The organism is Bradyrhizobium sp. 149 (genome assembly GCF_023073915.1).
GTDB lineage: Bacteria > Pseudomonadota > Alphaproteobacteria > Rhizobiales > Xanthobacteraceae > Bradyrhizobium.
The window spans coordinates 608,183-626,423 of the sequence record NZ_JADPKK010000023.1 but is presented as its reverse complement, the minus strand read 5'-3'; the positions used below and the strand labels follow the sequence as shown (position 1 = coordinate 626,423).

Genomic DNA, 18,241 nt, shown 5'->3' with positions numbered 1-18,241 from the left:
GCATCCAACGGGCTGACGGGGCAGACGTCAACCTGTGGGGCGCGCCGCGGGGCTCTATTCCCGTGGAATGGCAGCCGTTCGAATTTGCATGGGACGAATGCGGACAGGCGGGGCCCGGAGATCAGCGGCCGATCTGCCGCTCGAGCTGACGCGCCGCGCGAAAATCATCCAGATGATGGATGTTCGGCGCGAGCGCGGCCTCTCTGGACAGGAGATGATAAACTCGCGCGACCGTGCGCTGCTTCTGCTTCGGCCGCCCGGGCGGCAGCGCCCGCGCCTTGCGGACGGCGGCGATCGCATGCTCGCGAAAATAATCGTAGGCGTCGGACATGGCTCGATGCTCTGCGGTCGATGGCAGGTATCGAGGGCTAACGGGCGGGTGCAGCGGCGGTTCCTTGCAAAATGATCCCGCAGTCGCCCATCAGGGAACCGATCATGAACCTCAGCGTAGCGACAGGAACGGGATGATCATCGGCACGCGGCGGCAATAGGCGCCGTAGGCGTCTTCGCCGAGCTCCTTGGACAGGAACACTTCTTCCATCCGGCCCTTCTGCCACATGCCGAGCGAGATCAGGATCGCGCCGAGCATTGCGGTCACGGTGCCGACCGCGATGCCGGTAACCAGCATTCCGAGGATCAGGCCGGTGTAAATCGGATGGCGCACAATGCCGTACGGGCCAGTGTCGATGACGCGGTGGTCTTGCTTGTGAGTGATGGTGTTGGACCAGAATTGTCCAAGATGGAGCCGTCCCCACCAGGTGAAGGAGATGCCGGCCAGCACGATCAGCGCCACGATGTAGACAGCGGTATTGCTGAACACCCAGAGCGGCTTCTCACCGAGCACCTCGGCGGTCCAGGGCGTGAACAGGATGCCGCCGACCAGGATGGGGATGCGATAGCGGCCGGACTCCAGCGTCATCACCTGCTTCTGGGTGCGGCCTTGCCAGAACGAGGCGCCGACCCAGCTTGCGAGCCAGGCGAGCCAGATCAGGGCGAGCAGTTGCGTCGGCCAGGTCGTGGTCCAACCACCCCAGGCGACAGAGAGAAGCTTGCTGAAATCGAAGGACATGCGGAAAGGTTCTTTGGGTTGGGCGGCAGCTCAGCTGGCGCGCGAGGAGAGCGCGTGATGCTCGATGGCTCCGGAGGCAAGCGCGCCGCCGCGGGCGAGAAGATGGGTGATGGTTTCGCGCAGGACCGGCTCGATCGGGCGCGGCGCGTAGCCGAGCTCGGTGCGCGCCTTGCCGATCGAGAGGTCGCTCGCGGCGAGCGCGATGCGCACGCCCTCGGCGGTGCCGTTGGGCGGCCGGCGCGTGACGTGGTCAGATAAATATTCGAGCATGATGCCGGAGAGCTCGGCGATCTTGCCGGGAACGACGACCGGGAATTGCCGGCGGCCGCTCATCGTAGACATCATCCGCAGAATCTGGCCGAGCCTGACGCAGTCGCCGCCGAGGATGTAGCGTTGGCCGGTGCGGCCGCGTTCCATAGTCAGCACCAAGCCCATGGCGACATCGCGCACGTCGACGAGATTGACCAGGAAGTCGAGATGCGGCTGCACTTTCTTCTGGAGGAAGTACCAGAGCATCGCGGTCGGCGGCGTCAGATTATGGTCGGCAGCACCGATCGGCATGGTCGGGGTACCGATCACCAGCGGGAAGCCCGCAGCCGCGGCCTTCGCGACGCAATGCTCGGCGAGCGATTTCGACCGGGTGTAGGCGCCCGGCATCGCATCGGCGGGCTGCAGCGCCTCTTCGGCGGGAACACCGTTGAGGTCGGAATAGGGGAACAGGATCGATTCGGTCGAGCAGTGCAGGAAGCGCGAGACCCCGCGCTTCATCGCGGCTGCGAGCACCATTTCAGTGCCGCGGCAATTGACGTCGTGAAAGGCCTGCTTGTTGGCGACCCACATGCCGGGCAGGCCGGCGAGATGATAGACGTGATCGACACCCGCAATCGCCGCATCGACCGCGGCACCGTCCAAAACCGAGCCATTGGCATATTCAACGTCGGCATGCGCAGTGGCCGGCGCACGGACGTCGAGAACACGCACCCGCTGCCCACGGGCGCGGAGCGCTTCTACGAGATGATGTCCGATGAAGCCGCTGCCACCGGTAACCAGTACGAGAGCCATGCAGAAGGTTTGCTGTTTTGCGTCTAGAACTATCGGGTTGAAAGGGAATTGGTCGGAAGAGGCGCCAGAATCGCGGCAAGGTCGCGACGGAAGCCCAATGCAATGAATAATTTCGCCATGACAAACATCGGTCCAAGCAGAAAATGCGTAGGGTGGTCGACCATCGACGGCTGCCGCTCCTCGAAAACCTTGTGGCCGACGATCTGCGATGCCACGCCAACCCCGATCAGCACCGCAAAAATCGACCACATCATGACGATCGAGACCTGATTGCCGATCGCGGTTGCGACCGAAAGCAGCACGATCATCGCGGCGAGGATGCCGAGCCCGATCCCGGCGTCCAGCATCAGCCAGTAGACCAGCACCGGCAGGGCAAGAATTACGGCCAGGCTCACCTCGATCCCGAACAGCGAGAAATGCACCAGCGTCAGCGGCAGCACGGCGCCGGTGAAGAGCAGGAGGATACCGACCACGTGCATCGCGCAATTCCAGGGATCGCGATGATATTCGACGTAATCGGCCAGTTGGCGTTGAAAAGAACTGGCCATCTCGGTCTCGTGCAGCATTGGGGTCGGGAAGGGCGAAAAAAGCCTATAGCACCTGATAGGGCGGTGCACAAACCGGCGCTATTGTCGCGCAAAGCCGTTCTGTCGCGCTGTGAGACAGGTCACAAAACAATCGGGACTTCAAAGGGTTCCGCCGGGCACCGTGGTGCGTGCGCTCAGCGCTTTTTGGCGGGCTTTTTCGTCGCAGGCGCAGGCGCCGCAGCCGGATGCGCGGGGACGTCCTCCGGCACCTTGGCATAGGTCAGGATTTGCAACTGGCCATTGACGGCCGAGGTCGGCTTGGCCCGGTCGAGAAACTGCTCCTCGCCGAGGCCGATCGGATGCAGCCGCTTGGTCGAGATCTTGAACGTGTTCACCAGCACGTCGCGGATCGCGTCCGCCCGGCGCTGGCTCAGGATCGCATTGGCCTCGCGCGTCTTCACGTTGGATTCGACATGGCCGACGATCAGGAACGTGTAGGGCAGCAGCGAGGCATGGACCAGCGCGTCGGCGAGGCGGCCGACGGTCTGGTAGGACGCCGGCTGGATGATCGGCGTGTCGGCGTCGAACTGGATCTGCGCGGTGAAGGTCGGCAAATTGGCAAGATCAGGCGCGATCAGCGGCCGGTTCACCGGACCCGGATCGTTCTTGATCCTGGCCTTGGCCCGCTCCATCACCTGCAGCTTCAGCGCGGGGATATCGATCTCGGCGGGCTGTTCGAAATGATTGAGCTTGGCGATGATGTCGTCGCGGGTCGGCGGCGCCGTCTGCGCGTCTGCTGCGCCCGCGAGCAAAGCGAGGCCGAGCGTGATGCATGTTCCGGCGGCGAAAAGCCTGTTCGCTGGCATCATCGATACCCCGCGTCGTCGACGGCCTTCAGGCAGTTGTTGCTGATGCCCTTGGGCGTCGAGATCAGGCAGGGGACCGCCTTACTGGTCTCCTTGGTCGAGCCGCCGCAGACCTTGACGATCTCGCGTTGGCAGGCGTTCGCCACCGTGACGCGGGCGGCGACGCGCTTCTGGATCGCGTCGAAGGCGCCGAGGTAGTCGCTCTGGCACTGCTGGGAGAGCACGTCGCGGTTGCGCGACAGGCACTCTTTCAGGCGGGTCGAATCCGGATTGACCCCGCGGCAATTGGCGACGATTTCCGCACCGCAACTTTTCGCCAGCAGCCCGATCGAATCGCCAAAGCTCATGGTTTCCGCCGCCGCAAGCGGCGGCATCCCCAATGCCAGCAAGATCAGTGTGATGGAGCCCCGGACCATGGCCGCATCTGATACGGGGAAGTTCGCGGTGGTCAAGGGGCGTTCGGGCGAGAACTGTCGACAGCGCCATCAGTGCGGCGAACAGTCCTCACTCCGCCGCATCGGCGCGGGCCGGCAGTTCGATCAGGGCGACCATGTAGTTCCTGAGGTCGTCGGCCACGTCCGGATCGGCCTTGAGTTCGGTCAAGGTCCTGGGCCGGGGAAGCTGGCGGCCATCCCCACTCAGATCTTGCGCGTAGAGCTCCAGAGCCTCGGGTGCATTCTGCAAGGCCTCGTCGACGTCGTCGCCGCCGGAAATGCAGCCGGGCAGGTCCGGAAACCACACGCCAACGGCATGGTCCGGGCCGGCATCCTCGATGATGGCAATGTAGTGAGCCATGTCGACCTCAATCAGGCTTCCAGCCCGTGCCTTTATAAATGGCATGGACTCCCTTTCCCGAGTCCTTCTTGGGGTGCGGAATGACAAGTGTATCGCTTGAGATGGGACTTTTGAACACGTGGTGTGAACCGGTCACGCGGACAAGCTTCCATCGCTCTCGTTCCAGGCGCCAAATGATGTCGCGGCTCGCGGTCAGCCATGACATTCCCCAAATAATCATCTGACCGTTAAACTAGAACGGGCCAACTAGCATTAGTGAGCGCGCCGCAATCGCTCACGCCCGCTGCACAAAACTGTCCACGACCTTCTTCTCGCCGGCCTTGTCGAAATGGATGGTGAGCTTGTTGCCGTCGATCTTGGTGACGTGGCCGTAGCCGAATTTCTGGTGGAAGACGCGCTCGGAGAGGGAGAATTCCGAGGTCGTGCCGGTGGATTTGGCCACGAGCTCGCCCTCGATCGTCATCGGGCCGCGGCGGCGCGAGGAGAAGCTGCCGAAATCGGGCGAGGACGACTGGGACGAGAACGACGAGGCCTGTTCCTCGAAGCTGCCTTGGCCGCCGCCATTGCGGCCTTGGCCATTCGCTTGGCCCCGATTGCGATTGGCCTGGGCGCGCTGCCAGCCCGGGGTCGAATAGGTGGAGCCGAACGCTTCCATGTCGTCGAAGCGGGAGGCGCCGTAGCCGCCGGTGCCGCCCCAGGCCGAGCCGCCCTTGGATTCCGTGATCTCGACATTGGCCGCCGGCAGTTCGTCGAGGAAGCGCGACGGGATCGTGGTCGACCAGGTGCCATGGATCCGGCGGTTGGTCGCAAAATAGATCTTGGCGCGCCGGCGGGCGCGGGTAATGCCGACATGGCCGAGCCGGCGCTCTTCCTCGAGGCCGGCGCGGCCCTGTTCGTCCAGCGTGCGCTGGCTCGGAAACAGGCCTTCCTCCCAGCCGGGCAGGAACACGTTGTCGAATTCCAGGCCCTTGGCCGAATGCAGCGTCATCAGCGACACCGCATCGTCGTCCGCGCCGCTGTCGCGGTCCATCACCAGCGAGATGTGCTCCAAAAACCCTTGCAGGTTCTCGAACTCCTCCATCGAGCGCACCAGCTCCTTGAGGTTTTCGAGCCGGCCCGCGGCGTCCGCCGAACGGTCCTTCTGCCACATCTCGGTGTAGCCGCTCTCGTCGAGCACGATCTGGGCCAGATCAGTATGCGCGGTGACCTCGCGCTGGGCGCGCCAGCGGTCGAACTGGGCGACGACGTCGCGCAAGCTTCCGCGCGCCTTCGGCTTCAGCTCGTCGGTCTCGACCACCGCGCGCGCCGCCTCGAACAGCGGAATGCGGCGCTTGCGGGCGTGGTCGTGCAGCATCTGCACCGTGGCATCGCCCAGGCCGCGCTTGGGCGTGTTGACGATGCGCTCGAAGGCGAGGTCGTCGGCCGGCGAATTGATCACGCGCAGATAGGCCAGCGCATCGCGGATTTCGGCGCGCTCATAGAAGCGCGGGCCGCCGATGACGCGATAGGGCAGGCCGAGTGTGACGAAGCGGTCCTCGAACTCGCGCATCTGATAGGAGGCGCGCACCAGGATCGCGATCTCGTTGAGCTTCTCGCCCTGGCGCTGGATCTGCTCGATCTCCTCGCCGATGCCGCGGGCTTCCTCTTCCGAATCCCACGAGCCTGTTACCGTGACCTTCTCGCCGTCATGGTCCTCGGTGCGCAGCGTCTTGCCGAGCCGGCCTTCGTTGTGCGCGATCAGGTGCGAGGCGGCCGCGAGGATGTGGCCGGTCGAACGGTAGTTGCGCTCGAGGCGGATGACCTTCGCGCCGGGGAAATCATGGTCGAAGCGCAGGATGTTGTCGACCTCCGCGCCGCGCCAGCCATAGATCGACTGGTCGTCGTCGCCGACGCAGCAGATGTTTTTGACGTGCGCCTTCTCCCTCTCCCCGTCCGTTACGGGGAGTGGGTCGGGGTGAGGGGCTGCCTCCACGAGCTCGGTGCTCGGAGAATCCCCCTCACCCGCCGCGCGTTGCGCGTCGGCCTCTCCCCGCAAGCGGGGAGAGGCGAAGGAGGCCGCCGCCGGCGCCTGCGACAGCAGCCGCAGCCACAGATACTGCGCGACGTTGGTGTCTTGATACTCGTCGACCAGGATGAACTTGAAGCGCTGCTGGTACTGCCGCAGGATATCCGGGTGCTCGCGGAAGATGCGGATGTCCTCGAGCAGCAGATCGCCGAAATCGGCGGCGTTCAGGATCTTCAGCCGCTCCTGGTAGCTCGCATAGAGCTTGCCGCCCTTGCCGTTGGCGAACACTGCGGCTTCGCCTGACGGCACCTGCGACGGCGTCAGGCCGCGGTTCTTCCAGCCGTCGATCAGGCCGGCCAGCATGCGCGCGGGCCAGCGCTTGTCATCGATATTGTCGGCTTGCAGGAGCTGCTTCAGCAGCCGGACCTGATCGTCGACATCGAGCACGGTGAAGTTCGACTTGAGCTGCGCCAGTTCGGCATGGGTGCGCAGGATGCGCCCGCCGATGGAGTGGAAGGTGCCGAGCCACGGCATGCCTTCGACGGCATGGCCGAGCATCTGGCCGAGCCGGTGCTTCATTTCGCGGGCAGCCTTGTTGGTGAAGGTCACCGACAGGATTTCGGCGGGGCGGGCCCGGCCCTGGCTCAGGATATGGGCGATGCGCGTGGTCAGCACGCGGGTCTTGCCGGTGCCGGCGCCGGCCAGCACCAGAACCGGGCCGTCCAGCGTCTCCACAGCCTCGCGCTGCTCCGGATTGAGCCCGGACAGGTATTGCGGGCCCACCGAGGCGCGGGCGCGCGCGGCGATGCCGCCGGCTGCGGGCTGGTGGTCGGGGACGCTCTGGGACGTGATCTTGCTCGGCTCGGTCATGCGAATCATTGGCCCCACGATGGCACCGCGGGGTGGTGGAAGGGGAGCCTTCTTAACAGGGATCGGTCCCTATATGGGGCGGCCGCGAGGGGTTTTCCACGTGCGCGGACAGCCAATTTGTTCCTGTCGGCCAAGCGAATTTCCGGCTTCAGCGGCCCGGAACCAACGTTCCGAGCTGGAGATTGGTTCTGCAAGTGAGGCGCGTCAGCCGCGCCGATCGCAGACAGACATCGAAACGGAGGTTCGGATCATGCTTAGCTGGGTTGTGACGTTTCTGGTTATCGCCCTGATCGCCGGTATCCTGGGCTTTGGCGGCCTCGCCGGCGCGTCGATCGAAATCGCCAAGATCATCTTCTTCATCGCGGTCGTGCTGTTCCTGGTCTCGGCCGTGGTTGGACTGGCCCGCGGCCGCACCAGGATTTAGCGCGCTGACCGCTTCGTGGGCATCGCCACGCTCCGGCCGATGCCCACGGGCCGCGGCATGGCGCTGTGGGCCTTGACCACCGCCGCAATGCGCTCGCTTATGTCCGGTGGAAAGGCCGCCACCTTTCGTGAGTTCATGTCGATGTGAAGCGACATGTTTTCCGACGTGGCGGACAGCCAGCCCTCGGCGGCGTGTCGCAACTCCTGGAACGTGTGCAGCCGCTTGTCGTCGGCTTCCAGCAGCCAGACCGAGACCTGCACGGGATCGCCGAGGTGTATTTCGCGCAAATACCTCACGTGGCATTCGGCAGTGAAGGTCGAGCCGCCTCGCTCCTTCATGTAGCCAGGCCCGATCCCGAGCGTCAGCCACATCTGGTCGATCGCGCGGTCGAACATGACGTTGTAATAGGCCATGTTGAGGTGGCCGTTGTAGTCGATCCATTGCGGCTCGATCTGCATGATCGACGAGCGGAACGGCGCGGCCTCGGTCGCTGTGGCGGTAGTCTTCGGCATGTTTCCTTCCCCAGCTATGCGCCCGGTCGCTTGACTTGACCGGTCAGATGTCCTTTGCCACGGTTCGTCTCGTCGGGAGGAACGTCCGTGGGTACGATCATCACAAATAATCCGCCGCGGCCGGAGCCGAAAGCCCTCGCAAGCGCGCTGGAGCAGCTTGCCGCGCGGTTCGGCAACCGCCTCATCACCTCGCAGGCCGTCCGCGAGCAGCACGGCCATACCACCACATGGATCGTGAACCAGCCGCCGGATGGCGTGGTGATGGCGCAGGAGACCGCCGACATCCAGGATGTGGTGCGCATCTGCGCGAAAAACGGCGTGCCCGTCATCGCCTTCGGCACCGGCACCTCGCTCGAGGGCCAGGTCAACGCACCCGCCGGCGGCATCTCCATCGACCTGCGCGACATGAACAAGGTGCTCGCGGTGCATGCCGAGGACCTCGACTGTGTCATCCAGCCGGGAGTCACCCGCAAGGCGCTCAACGAGCATCTGCGCGACCAGGGCCTGTTCTTTCCGATCGACCCCGGCGCGGATGCTTCCCTTGGCGGTATGGCCTCGACGCGCGCCTCCGGCACCAACGCGGTGCGCTACGGCACCATGCGCGACTCTGTGCTGGCGCTGAAAGTGGTGCGCGGCGACGGCGAGATCATCACGACCGGCACGCGCGCGAAGAAATCATCCGCCGGCTACGACCTGACGCATCTGTTCGTCGGCGCCGAAGGCACGCTCGGCATCATCTCGGAACTGACCATCCGCCTGCGCGGCATCCCCGATACGATCGCGGCCGGAGCGGTGTCGTTCGAAACTGTGCATGGGGCCTGTCAGGCCGTGATCCTGGCGATCCAGACCGGCATTCCCGTGGCGCGCATCGAGTTGCTCAACGCGGCCCAGGTGCGGGCCTGCAACGCCTATTCGAAGTTGACGCTGCCGGAGACACCGCTGCTGCTGATGGAATTCCATGGCAGCGAGATCGAGGTCGCCGAGCAGTCCAAGGCCTTCGCCGAGATCGCCGGGGAATTCGGCGGCGGCGATTTCTCCTGGACCACCAAGCCGGAGGATCGCACAAAGCTGTGGCAGGCGCGGCACGACGCCTATTGGTCGGTGAAAGCGCTGCGGCCCGGCGACAGCATCGGCGTGGTCGCGACCGACGTCTGCGTGCCGATCTCGCGGCTTGCCGATTGCGTCAACGAGACCGAGGAAGATCTCAAGCGGCTCAATCTGTTGTCGCCGATCGTCGGCCATGTCGGCGACGGCAATTTCCACTGCTCGCTGGTCTGCGACACCAACGATTCCGATGAGATGGCGCGCGGCGAAGAGTTCATGCATCGTCTGGTCGAGCGCGCGCAGACGATGGACGGCACCTGCACCGGCGAGCACGGCATCGGCCAGGGCAAGCAGAAATATCTTGCGGCGGAACTCGGCCCCGAAGCGCTTGATGCGATGCGGGCGCTGAAGAAAGCGCTCGATCCCCAAAACATCTTCAATCCCGGCAAGATCGTACCGGAGGCGTAGCGCGGCTTGCCGCGTCGCGGTGGCGGAACTTTCCGCAGCCGCGCCGGTTCCAATTCCCGTAGACTTCCGACGCCTCAATGGCGCGGCTCTGCGGGAGGATGCCATGTTGCGACCGGTCATTGGAATTGCCGTGATGGCGCTGGCCTGCATGCTGGCCAGCGCGGCTCTGGGCAAGGGCGGTGGCGGCCATGGCGGCGGGCACGGAGGCGGTCATGGCGGTGGTCATCATGGAGGTGGTCACCATGGCGGTGGTCATCATGGCGGCGGCCATTTCGGTGGTCACGGATTCGGGCACGCGCATGGTGTCGGCGGGCATCATGGCCGGATGCGGTTCTCAACCGTAGCCCGACATGGCGGCCCAAACTTCGGTCAGATCCGGAATGCGGCCGTCCGTCCCGCGAACTTCCGCAATGCGCTCAACGCGCACTCCGGTGCCTTGCGCAACGGCCGTCTGATCAGCAATCCGGCGGCGCGGGCCCAGATCGCAGCCGCTGCCGCACTCGCCGGCTGGCATGGCGCAAGCAGCGGATGGTGGCAGCATGCGGGGGGCGGCTATGGCTGGGTCGGACCGCTGTTCTGGCCGTTCGCCTATAACGACCTCTACGACTATGCAATCTGGGGCGACGGCGTCGGCTTCTGGGGCTACGGCTATCCGGACATCTATGCCGGTATCTTCGGGCCCTATGGCTATGACCGTCTCTCGGCCTATCTGCCGCAACGTCCGCAGGGACGACGGCAAGCGCGAGGCGTTGCGCTCGATCAGCTTTGCGGCAGCGACCGCCGCGAAATCGTCGGTCTGCCGATCGACCAGATCGCGGCCGTCGTGCAGCCGACCGACGCGCAAGGTGCAAGCCTTGACGATCTCGGCAATGCCTCGATCCAGGCGGCGGAGATGATCCGCGCGTCCTGTCCGGCGCAGGTCGCGGCTACGGCGCCTGGTCGGCTGGCGGCCATGCAGCAGCGCATCGAGGCGATGGAGAGAGCCGTCGATCTCGTTCAGCCCGCACTGGATAGATTCTATGGCTCGCTCACCGACGAGCAGAAGGCGCGCTTCAATGCGCTGGCCGAGGATCAGCGTCGCGGGACAGCTTCCAACAATGCCGGTGGATCGCTGGTCCAGAACTGCGGAGCGTCTGCTGCACTCGATTGGCCCGGCGCCGACATCGAGGCGAGGCTTCATCCCGACGGGACCCAGCGCGCCGCGCTGCAGGTGCTCCAGGATACCAGCGCCAGGGTCAGCGCATCGCTCAAGGCGGCTTGCCAGCCCAACGACGTGATGACGCCGCCGGCACGAATGGCCGCGGTCCGCAAGCGGCTCGACGTGATGCTCGATGGCGTCAAATCGGTGCGCGCTGCGCTCGAAGATTTCTACGCCACGCTGAACGACGAGCAGAAGGCGCAGTTCGAGGCGATCGGGCCACGTCGGACGTCCTGAACGTCGCGCGCCGCGAAGTCTGGCGGAAAAAACCGTCTCGCCGATCTCACCACGGTTCTCTATGCTGGACGCGGTTGAAGCGCGACGACGCGGCGGCTGGAAGACCACGGGTGGCGGGGCGATGAAGTGGTTCGCGCGCAGGACGCGACAGGACATCTGGGACGAAGCGGTCGAGCGGCCGCTCGGCGACATCGAGGCGGCCGAGCGCATCCGCGCGATCTGTGACGCCGCTGCGGCGAGCGCGGCTGGCTCTGCGCGCGACGACAAGCGCGACAGCGAGCGCTATGAGCGGGCGGCGAAAGTCGCGATGGAAATCGCGATGAGGATCTCGGATGGATTGATGCGCGACGACGCGGTCCGTCGCATCGTCGATCTCTGCATGAAGGCGAACGACCTCAAGACCGCGCAGATCCTGTTTCGCGCGATCCATGCCAGCTGGGTCCGCGAAACGATACAGCGCGATCACCCGGCGCTGGCGTCGTGAGTAGATTTATCTGGCCAGCTTGCGCACGGCTTCGTCGACGCTGTGGAAGACGTGCTCCCGGGGCAGCGCCTCGAACAGTCTGAACCGCTCGAACGCGTCCTGTGCGCGCACCGATTCCAGCCGGGCCAGCGCGACCGTGACGCCCTGTTCGCTGCACGCCCTGAACACGTCGAGCAGGATCTGCGCGGCGGTAAAGTCGATCTCGACCATGCCGCTCGCCTCCAGCACCAGCAGCTGCGGAGGCGTCGCGCCGAGCACCTTGGTCACGTCGCTGCGAAAGCCGGGCGCGTTGAGGAAGGACAGCGGCGCCTGCAGCCCGATCACGGCGACGCCGGCAATGCGCTCGCCGGCGATGTGCGGATGTGCCGGCCACCAGATCGTGGTGCCCGGCACGCGCTCGAACTCGACCAGCCGAGCGCGCGTCGTGCTCCAGATGCCGTGCAGCAGCGACAGCACGATGCCGAGGAACGCACCCTGCTGGATCGGCAGCACGATGATCAGCGCGGCGGTGGCGACGATCAGCAGGAATTCGCTTGGGGATTGGCGATAGATCGTGACGATCTGCTTCACGCGGATGATGCGCAGCGCGACGAACAGCAGGATGCCGCCAAGCGCGGCGTCCGGAACGTGCTGCAGCAACCCCGTTCCAAACGCGAGCAGCGCCAGCACGATTGCGGCCGCGGCGAGGCCCGCGAGTTGCGACTGCCCGCCGGTCTCGGCGACGATGCCCGTCCGCGGCGGGCTGGCATTGACCGGAAACGCACCGAACAGGCCCGACAGCACGCTGCCGGCGCCCGCGCCGAGGAAATCGCGATCGACATCGGCCGGCTTGTCGGGATCGGACGGGAACGAGCGCGTCGTCGCCGCGGTCTGCACCATCACCACGACCGTGATCACGAAGGCGAGCGGCACGAGGCGGACCCATTGCTCCGGTGCAAGCTCGGGGAAGGTCGGGCGCGGCAGCGTCCCCGGCACGGCGCCGACGACGTTGACGCCCTTACTCTCGAGGCCGAGCGCAATCGTGGCCAGGGTCGCTGCGACGAGCCCGATCAGCGCGCCTGGAAGTTTTGCGCTGACTTTCTCGGCGACGAAGACCACGGCCAGCACACCGAAGCCGATACATAACGTGAAGGGATTGCTGCGGCCGAGCTCGCTTGCGAGCACGCCGATGCGATCGAGCGTCGGCCCGCTCGGCGATTCCAGACCCAGCACGCCCGGCAGTTGCGACACGATGATGTGGACGGAGATGCCGGCGAGGAAGCCGATCATGACGGGCACGGACAGGAGATTGGCGATGCCGCCGAGGCGGAAGGCGCCGCCGGCCAGCATCATTGCGCCGACCATCAGTGCCAGCGCAATCGCGAGGCCCTGATAGTCCGGTGAGCCGGCAGCGGCCAGCGCCGCCAGTCCGCCGGCGAAGATCGGGGTGATCGTCGAATCGGCGCCGCAGGACAGGAAGCGGTTGCCGCCGAGCATCGCAAAGCCGAGCGATCCCGCCATGAAGGCGAAGAAGCCGATCTGCGGCGCGAAGCCGCCGAGCCGCGCCGTCGCCATCTGTTCGGGAATCGCAATTGCCGCCAGCGTCAGCCCGGCCATCAAATCGCTCGGGAGTGAATAGGACGCCAGCGACCGGAATAGCGGCCAAGCGCGGGCGTGAGAGTCGTGCGGCATTGATGTGGAGTCCCCGGAAAGCCTGGCGTCAGTCGGTTAGACTACAGCATTTCCGTATCGGGAAGCAGCAGACGCAGTTTATCTCCATCCGTCGTCATTGCGAGCGCAGTGAAGCAATCCAGGATCTCTCCGCAGAAAGACTCTGGATGATTGCTTCGCTTCGCTCGTAATGACGGAGGACAGACCTGTCCTCCGTATTGCAGGAGGTCGTCTCAGTACCGGCCGCGGTCGTTGTGATAATCGCCGCCGCGGCCGCCGCCCATACCCATGCCGATCCCGACACCAATTCCGATGCCTTGCATGATGGCGCCGGGCGGCGGGCCGCGATCCGGCGGCGGCGCGCGCTCGTAGATCACTTCATCAGGCGGCGGCCGGCGCGGCTTTGGCGGCGTCTCGACCACCTTGCGCTTCGGCGGGGTGTCGTCGACGCGCTTCTTGATCACAGGCGCGATCGTCGGGTTGATCGGCGTTGCCGGTGTCGAGGGCGTCGAGCACGGGCAGGTCGGCGCCATCGCGACGGCGACCGGGGCAGGAGCGGCCGCGACCACAGCAGGCAAGACGTAGTTGCGGTTCTGCACGCGGAGCAGCAGCCTGCGTGCGGTCGCGGCCAGATCGCTGTTGTCCCAGTTCGCCAGATAAGCCTCGAACGAGGCGCGGGTGTTGATCGCGGTGGCGCGCTCCCACGCCAGCATCTGGCGCCGGCGCTCCAAAATCGTGCGCAGGCGCGGCGTACGGGTATCCTGAGCGTACAACTCGATATAGGCCTGATACGCCGGCACGGTGTCGTCGGTGATCACGATCTCATAGGCAACCATCGCCGGCTTGCCCTGCAAATCCTTGCGCCAGTCCTCAAGGCTGCGCGTGCCGCTCGCAAGCGCCATGGAGGATGCGCCAGGAAGCGCAGGCTGACCGCCGCTGCTGTCGCCGCCGAAGAACTTGAAGTCGGTCGTCAGTGACGAGCTTTCCCAGGGAATCTGCCGTCCGTCCGTCGATTGCGCCACGGCGACGCGAATGCGCTTGAACACTTCCTCGATCGGCAGATTGGGCTGCTTGACGACGGTCAGCGCCGCGGTGGTGTAGGGGCTGTCGATGCCGGAGCCATCCTCGGCTTCGGAGCCCGGCGAGGTCGAATAGGAAATGAAGGAGCCCGGCGCGCCGGCCTTGGTGTCGACGATCGCAAGCCCGTGTCCGGCGCCGCTGAGGGCCGGGAACGGGTTGTTGCGGCAGGCATCGAGCATGAAGATGCGCGCACGCGTCGGTAGCGCGCCGAGCGTGTTGAGCAGATCGTTGAGCCGCACACCCTGCAGCGGAATGTCGGCTTCGCGCTTGGGGTCGAGATCGACGGGAACGAGATAGTTCTCGCCGTCGATCTGGAGGCCGTGTCCGGCGTAGAACACCAGCGCGACGGTGTCGGCGCCGCTGGCGCTGACCTTGCCGGCGAAATCCGAGATCGCCTGACGCATATCGTTCTGCGCCAGATTGGATGCCGTGGTGACGGTGAAGCCGGCATTGCCGAGCAGCTCCGTCATGCCCTTGGCGTCGTTGGCGGCGTTGGGCAGTTCCGGCACGGTGCGATAGGCCGATTGACCGATCACCAGCGCGAGCCGCGCTTCGGCCGCGGCCTCCGTCGGCGTCGTCAATTGCGTGAGCGCGAGAAGACTGGATGCAAGAAACAAATTGCGAAGGACTGGACGGCGCATGGTGTCACCTCCATCGGCAATGCGCGCGATGATGTCACCTTTTCTAGGTGGCCGCCATGCCTCCGTCTGTGCACTGGATCACGTTGAGCTGCGGCAAAAAGGGGCAGGAGGTCTGCCCGAGCTGGTGCAGCATCGTTCTGGCGCCATCCATGTGAATAGTGCATTGATCCATGCGCCAATTGGATTGATCGCTGATGCCGGGCGAAGCATCCTCTCGCAGATCGAGGACCATGCAGATCTGATCGGGAAATCCCGCAAATTTCCCGCGCGCTGATGCCGTCGATTGTCGCAGGGCGCCGCTTTGCAGCAGGCGGCCGCAAGCCTTGCCTGCGCCGTCGCTTTGGCCATACAGTCCGCGCAACGGGCTGCGGCAACGACCGCGGCGCGAAAAATAATAATTGGGGAGAGACCGCATCATGTCCATCGTGCCCGTGAACCGTCGCGCGTTCATCAAGTCGTCGACGGGACTTGCCGCCGGCCTCGTGTTCTCCCCCGCACTCATTGGCCGCGCAGAGGCCGCGACGCTGAAGCTGAAATGCTCCTCCTCGCTGCCGAACGATCCCAAATTCGCCAACGGCCGCGTCTACTACGACAACCTCGTGAAGAACCTGAAGGCGAACGGTCTCGGCGAGCAGGTCGAGGTCGCCTTCTTTCCCGACAACCAGTTGGGGCAGGAAATCGATGTCATCAACTCGGTGAAGCTCGGCGTCATCGATCTCATGGTGTCGGGCTCGTCGATCTCGGCCAATCTGGTGCCGCTGGTCGGCACCTACGACCTCGGTTTTCTGTTCTCGAGTTTCCCGCAGCAGACCAAGGCGTTCGACGCCGGCGCCGCCAAGCCGATCGAGAACGCGCTGCTCAAGGGCAGCAACATCCGCATCATTGCCTGGGCCTATAATTTCGGCTCACGTAGCGTGTTCGCGAAGAAGCCGGTGAAGACGCCGGAAGATCTCGCCGGTCTGAAGATCCGCACCCTGCCCAATCCCGTCATCACGGAATGCCTGCGCCTGATGGGGGCCGCCGCGACGCCGCTGGCGTTCGGCGAAATCTATACGGCATTGCAGGCCGGCGTGCTGGACGGGCTGGAGCATGATCCGCCGACGATCCTGGCCAGCAAGTTCTTCGAAACGGCAAAATTCTATGCGCTGACGCAGCACAATTTCTCCCCGCTTGCGATCTATTTCAGCGACATGACCTACAACCGCATGGATCCGAAGCTGCGCGACGGATTTCTCGATGCCGCGAAGAAGGCCGCATCCGACACGCGTACCCATGGGCTCGCGGTCGAGAAGGAGGCGCTGACGGCCTTGACCGAGAAGGGCGTGACGGTCGCCGAATGCGACCGCGAGGCGTTCAAGAAGCGTGTCGCGCCGCAGCACGAGAACTTCATCAAGGCGCGGCCGGACTCCAAGGCAGTCATCGACATCATCCGCGCCACGCAGGCCTGACGTGGCCATGACAGCTGCCGTATCTCTCTCGGGCGGCCGCCACGGGAGCATCGCCCTGCTGCTTCGCCTCAGCGACGGGGTCGCGGCCATTCTTCTGGCCGCCGATCTCGTGGTCGTCTGCGGTTCCGTGCTGCTGCGCTTCTGCTTCAACGCGCCGGTCGAATGGTCGGACGACGTCGCGCGCGGCCTGATGGTCGGCTCGGCCTTCTTCGGCGCGGCGAGCGCGCTCGCGCGCGGCGAGAATGTCGGCGTCTCCTTCTTCCGCGATCTGGCTCCGGTACGGCTGCGCGCGCTGGTCGACGCCGCGAGTGCCGTGCTCGTCGTGCTGATCTCCGGCTACGTCGCCTACAACGCGATCAAGCTGGGTTCGCTGACTGCGGGCCAGACCACCGGATCGGGCCTGCCGCTGGAGCTGACCTTCTACCCGATGGGCGTCGGCGCGCTGTTCATGGCGGTGTTCGCGATCGACCAGCTCTGCGCGCGGCCGCTCCCCGAGATCGTCAGGGGCCTCGTCGCGATTGCCGTCGTGACCGGCCTCTATCTCGCCTGGGATTATCTGTCGCCCGCCACGGTGCCGTCGGCGGGCACGCTGATGCTGATCGGTTTCTTCGCGACGTTGGTCGGCGGCTTGCCGATCGGCTTTGCGCTGGCCCTGGCCGCGCTGATCTTCATCTGGGTCGAGGGCGCGTTGCCCGGCGTGATCTTCGCCCAGCAGATGGCGCGCGGCATCGACAATTTCGTGCTGCTCGCGATTCCCTTTTTCATCCTCGTCGGCTACCTCATGGAAGCCAACGGCATGTCGGTGCGGCTGATCGAGCTGTTGCAGCGTGGGGTCGGGCGTATGCGCGGCGGCCTCAACGTCGTGATGGTGGCATCGATGGTGCTGTTCTCCGGCATCTCCGGTTCGAAGATGGCCGACGTCGCGGCCGTCGGCTCCGTGCTGATCCCGGCTGCGCGCCGCTCGAAGCAAAATCCGGGCGGCGCGGTGGCACTGCTCGCCGCATCCGCCGTGATGGCGGAAACCATTCCGCCCTGCATCAACCTGATCATCCTTGGCTTCGTGGCGAACCTGTCGATCGGCGGCCTGTTCGTCGCAGGGCTGTTGCCGGCCGCACTGATGGCGCTCGTCCTGATCGCTGTCTCCATCATCTTCGGCAAGAGGCCAGCGGATAAGGAGGACGTCGCGCCGCAGATGCCGGTGTCGGGTCTGTGGAGCGGCGCGATCGCCTCGTTCGGCCTGATCTTCATGATCTTCTTCGGTTTCAAGAGCGGCTTTGCCACAGCGACCGAGATTTCGGCCTTCGCCGTGGCTTACGCGCTCGTCGTCGGCAGTGTCGTGTTCCGCGAGCTCGGCTTCAAATCGGCCGCGCACAGTTTCGTGCAGGCGGCCACGCGATCCGGGCTCGTGCTGTTCATCGTCGCCGCCGCGCAGTCGTTGGCGTTCACGCTGACCTTGCAGCAGGTGCCGCATGCTGTCGGCGATTTCATGCTGGGATTGTCCAAGACCTCAGGCGTCTGGCTGTTCATGCTGCTCGCGATCGCCGTGCTGATCGTGATGGGCTCGGTGCTGGAAGGGGCGGCCGCGCTGATCATTTTCGGGCCACTGCTGATGCCGGTGGCGGTGCAGCTCGGCGTCGATCCCCTGCATTTCGGCGTCGTTCTCGTGATCGCGATGGGCATCGGCCTGTTCGCGCCGCCGCTCGGGCTCGGGCTCTACGGCGCCTGCCTGATCGGCAACGTCCCGATCGAGCAGACAGTGAAGCCGATCATGGGCTATCTCGGCCTGTTGTTCCTTTGCCTGCTCGTGATCGCGTTCGTGCCATGGCTGAGCACGGCATTGCCGCGCGCGTTTGGCTATTGA

The 18,241-nt window shown here is 65.1% G+C and carries 19 protein-coding genes; 6 read left to right on the top strand and 13 right to left on the bottom strand.

The annotated features are described in order from the left end of the window. Nucleotides 1-121: 121 nt before the first annotated feature. From IVA88_RS30775 to IVA88_RS30735, 9 genes are all read right to left on the bottom strand, one after another. On the bottom strand, nt 122-331 hold the full coding sequence (locus IVA88_RS30775; RefSeq protein ID WP_247500941.1) for a hypothetical protein: 210 nt from the start codon (nt 329-331) through the stop codon (nt 122-124). A gap of 111 nt (nt 332-442) precedes the next feature. Next, nucleotides 443-1,069 (bottom strand): isoprenylcysteine carboxylmethyltransferase family protein, encoded by a 627-nt coding sequence (locus IVA88_RS30770; RefSeq protein ID WP_247500940.1) that lies wholly within the window; start codon nt 1,067-1,069, stop codon nt 443-445. 30 nt (nt 1,070-1,099) lie between these two features. Next, nucleotides 1,100-2,131 carry an NAD-dependent epimerase/dehydratase family protein gene (locus IVA88_RS30765; protein WP_247500939.1) on the bottom strand — a complete coding sequence of 344 codons (1,032 nt, stop codon included), beginning with the start codon at nt 2,129-2,131 and terminating at the stop codon, nt 1,100-1,102. Between the two features lie 29 nt (nt 2,132-2,160). Continuing rightward, nucleotides 2,161-2,697: an Mpo1-like protein gene (locus IVA88_RS30760; protein ID WP_346657662.1), complete on the bottom strand. Its 537-nt coding sequence runs from the start codon at nt 2,695-2,697 to the stop codon at nt 2,161-2,163. Between the two features lie 155 nt (nt 2,698-2,852). After that, nucleotides 2,853-3,524: an OmpA family protein gene (locus tag IVA88_RS30755; protein WP_247501232.1), complete on the bottom strand. Its 672-nt coding sequence runs from the start codon at nt 3,522-3,524 to the stop codon at nt 2,853-2,855. After that, nucleotides 3,524-3,940 carry a hypothetical protein gene (locus IVA88_RS30750; protein ID WP_247500937.1) on the bottom strand — a complete coding sequence of 139 codons (417 nt, stop codon included), beginning with the start codon at nt 3,938-3,940 and terminating at the stop codon, nt 3,524-3,526. The genes IVA88_RS30755 and IVA88_RS30750 overlap by 1 nt, the downstream gene beginning before the upstream one ends. Nucleotides 3,941-4,028: 88 nt before the next feature. Beyond that, nucleotides 4,029-4,319: a type II toxin-antitoxin system HicB family antitoxin gene (locus IVA88_RS30745; RefSeq protein ID WP_247500936.1), complete on the bottom strand. Its 291-nt coding sequence runs from the start codon at nt 4,317-4,319 to the stop codon at nt 4,029-4,031. 7 nt (nt 4,320-4,326) lie between these two features. Continuing rightward, a complete protein-coding gene (locus IVA88_RS30740) occupies nt 4,327-4,524 on the bottom strand; it encodes a type II toxin-antitoxin system HicA family toxin (protein WP_247500935.1) in 198 nt (65 codons plus the stop codon). Between the two features lie 69 nt (nt 4,525-4,593). Then, on the bottom strand, nt 4,594-7,203 hold the full coding sequence (locus IVA88_RS30735; RefSeq protein ID WP_247500934.1) for a UvrD-helicase domain-containing protein: 2,610 nt from the start codon (nt 7,201-7,203) through the stop codon (nt 4,594-4,596). Nucleotides 7,204-7,444: 241 nt separating this feature from the next. Between IVA88_RS30735 and IVA88_RS30730 the strand changes: the two genes are divergently transcribed. Further along, the gene (locus tag IVA88_RS30730; RefSeq protein ID WP_247500933.1) at nt 7,445-7,618 is read left to right on the top strand and encodes a DUF1328 domain-containing protein; all 174 of its coding nucleotides are present in this window, start codon (nt 7,445-7,447) and stop codon (nt 7,616-7,618) included. On the opposite strand, the gene IVA88_RS30725 is transcribed toward IVA88_RS30730, so the two are convergent. Next, nucleotides 7,615-8,130, bottom strand: coding sequence for a thioesterase family protein (locus IVA88_RS30725; RefSeq protein ID WP_247500932.1), 516 nt, complete (start codon nt 8,128-8,130; stop codon nt 7,615-7,617). The two genes, IVA88_RS30730 and IVA88_RS30725, sit on opposite strands and share 4 nt — an antisense overlap. A gap of 87 nt (nt 8,131-8,217) precedes the next feature. On the opposite strand from IVA88_RS30725, the gene IVA88_RS30720 reads away from it, so the two are divergent. The 3 genes from IVA88_RS30720 (at nt 8,218) to IVA88_RS30710 (ending at nt 11,561) form a co-directional block, all read left to right on the top strand. Continuing rightward, nucleotides 8,218-9,642 (top strand): FAD-linked oxidase C-terminal domain-containing protein, encoded by a 1,425-nt coding sequence (locus IVA88_RS30720; RefSeq protein ID WP_247500931.1) that lies wholly within the window; start codon nt 8,218-8,220, stop codon nt 9,640-9,642. 103 nt (nt 9,643-9,745) lie between these two features. Next, the gene (locus IVA88_RS30715) at nt 9,746-11,077 is read left to right on the top strand and encodes a Spy/CpxP family protein refolding chaperone (protein WP_247500930.1); all 1,332 of its coding nucleotides are present in this window, start codon (nt 9,746-9,748) and stop codon (nt 11,075-11,077) included. A 121-nt stretch (nt 11,078-11,198) separates the two neighbouring features. After that, nucleotides 11,199-11,561, top strand: coding sequence for a hypothetical protein (locus tag IVA88_RS30710; RefSeq protein ID WP_247501231.1), 363 nt, complete (start codon nt 11,199-11,201; stop codon nt 11,559-11,561). A 6-nt stretch (nt 11,562-11,567) separates the two neighbouring features. Here IVA88_RS30710 and IVA88_RS30705 read toward each other — a convergent pair whose 3' ends face one another. From IVA88_RS30705 to IVA88_RS30695, 3 genes are all read right to left on the bottom strand, one after another. Then, nucleotides 11,568-13,232 carry a SulP family inorganic anion transporter gene (locus IVA88_RS30705; protein ID WP_247500929.1) on the bottom strand — a complete coding sequence of 555 codons (1,665 nt, stop codon included), beginning with the start codon at nt 13,230-13,232 and terminating at the stop codon, nt 11,568-11,570. Between the two features lie 212 nt (nt 13,233-13,444). Continuing rightward, nucleotides 13,445-14,932, bottom strand: coding sequence for a caspase family protein (locus IVA88_RS30700; protein WP_247500928.1), 1,488 nt, complete (start codon nt 14,930-14,932; stop codon nt 13,445-13,447). A 43-nt stretch (nt 14,933-14,975) separates the two neighbouring features. Then, nucleotides 14,976-15,350, bottom strand: a complete 375-nt coding sequence (locus IVA88_RS30695; protein WP_247500927.1) for a hypothetical protein — start codon at nt 15,348-15,350, stop codon at nt 14,976-14,978. On the opposite strand from IVA88_RS30695, the gene IVA88_RS30690 reads away from it, so the two are divergent. Next, the gene (locus IVA88_RS30690; protein ID WP_247500926.1) at nt 15,349-16,380 is read left to right on the top strand and encodes a TRAP transporter substrate-binding protein; all 1,032 of its coding nucleotides are present in this window, start codon (nt 15,349-15,351) and stop codon (nt 16,378-16,380) included. The two genes, IVA88_RS30695 and IVA88_RS30690, sit on opposite strands and share 2 nt — an antisense overlap. A gap of 7 nt (nt 16,381-16,387) precedes the next feature. Beyond that, nucleotides 16,388-18,241, top strand: a complete 1,854-nt coding sequence (locus IVA88_RS30685; protein ID WP_247500924.1) for a TRAP transporter large permease subunit — start codon at nt 16,388-16,390, stop codon at nt 18,239-18,241.

Coding starts and splice junctions, on each gene's coding strand:
- IVA88_RS30775 (WP_247500941.1), bottom strand. CDS start 331: ATGTCCGACGCCTACGATTATTTTCGCGAGCATGCGATCGCCGCCGTC.
- IVA88_RS30770 (WP_247500940.1), bottom strand. CDS start 1,069: ATGTCCTTCGATTTCAGCAAGCTTCTCTCTGTCGCCTGGGGTGGTTGG.
- IVA88_RS30765 (WP_247500939.1), bottom strand. CDS start 2,131: ATGGCTCTCGTACTGGTTACCGGTGGCAGCGGCTTCATCGGACATCAT.
- IVA88_RS30760 (WP_346657662.1), bottom strand. CDS start 2,697: ATGCTGCACGAGACCGAGATGGCCAGTTCTTTTCAACGCCAACTGGCC.
- IVA88_RS30755 (WP_247501232.1), bottom strand. CDS start 3,524: ATGCCAGCGAACAGGCTTTTCGCCGCCGGAACATGCATCACGCTCGGC.
- IVA88_RS30750 (WP_247500937.1), bottom strand. CDS start 3,940: ATGGTCCGGGGCTCCATCACACTGATCTTGCTGGCATTGGGGATGCCG.
- IVA88_RS30745 (WP_247500936.1), bottom strand. CDS start 4,319: ATGGCTCACTACATTGCCATCATCGAGGATGCCGGCCCGGACCATGCC.
- IVA88_RS30740 (WP_247500935.1), bottom strand. CDS start 4,524: ATGTCATGGCTGACCGCGAGCCGCGACATCATTTGGCGCCTGGAACGA.
- IVA88_RS30735 (WP_247500934.1), bottom strand. CDS start 7,203: ATGATTCGCATGACCGAGCCGAGCAAGATCACGTCCCAGAGCGTCCCC.
- IVA88_RS30730 (WP_247500933.1), top strand. CDS start 7,445: ATGCTTAGCTGGGTTGTGACGTTTCTGGTTATCGCCCTGATCGCCGGT.
- IVA88_RS30725 (WP_247500932.1), bottom strand. CDS start 8,130: ATGCCGAAGACTACCGCCACAGCGACCGAGGCCGCGCCGTTCCGCTCG.
- IVA88_RS30715 (WP_247500930.1), top strand. CDS start 9,746: ATGTTGCGACCGGTCATTGGAATTGCCGTGATGGCGCTGGCCTGCATG.
- IVA88_RS30710 (WP_247501231.1), top strand. CDS start 11,199: ATGAAGTGGTTCGCGCGCAGGACGCGACAGGACATCTGGGACGAAGCG.
- IVA88_RS30705 (WP_247500929.1), bottom strand. CDS start 13,232: ATGCCGCACGACTCTCACGCCCGCGCTTGGCCGCTATTCCGGTCGCTG.
- IVA88_RS30700 (WP_247500928.1), bottom strand. CDS start 14,932: ATGCGCCGTCCAGTCCTTCGCAATTTGTTTCTTGCATCCAGTCTTCTC.
- IVA88_RS30690 (WP_247500926.1), top strand. CDS start 15,349: ATGTCCATCGTGCCCGTGAACCGTCGCGCGTTCATCAAGTCGTCGACG.
- IVA88_RS30695 (WP_247500927.1), bottom strand. CDS start 15,350: ATGATGCGGTCTCTCCCCAATTATTATTTTTCGCGCCGCGGTCGTTGC.
- IVA88_RS30685 (WP_247500924.1), top strand. CDS start 16,388: ATGACAGCTGCCGTATCTCTCTCGGGCGGCCGCCACGGGAGCATCGCC.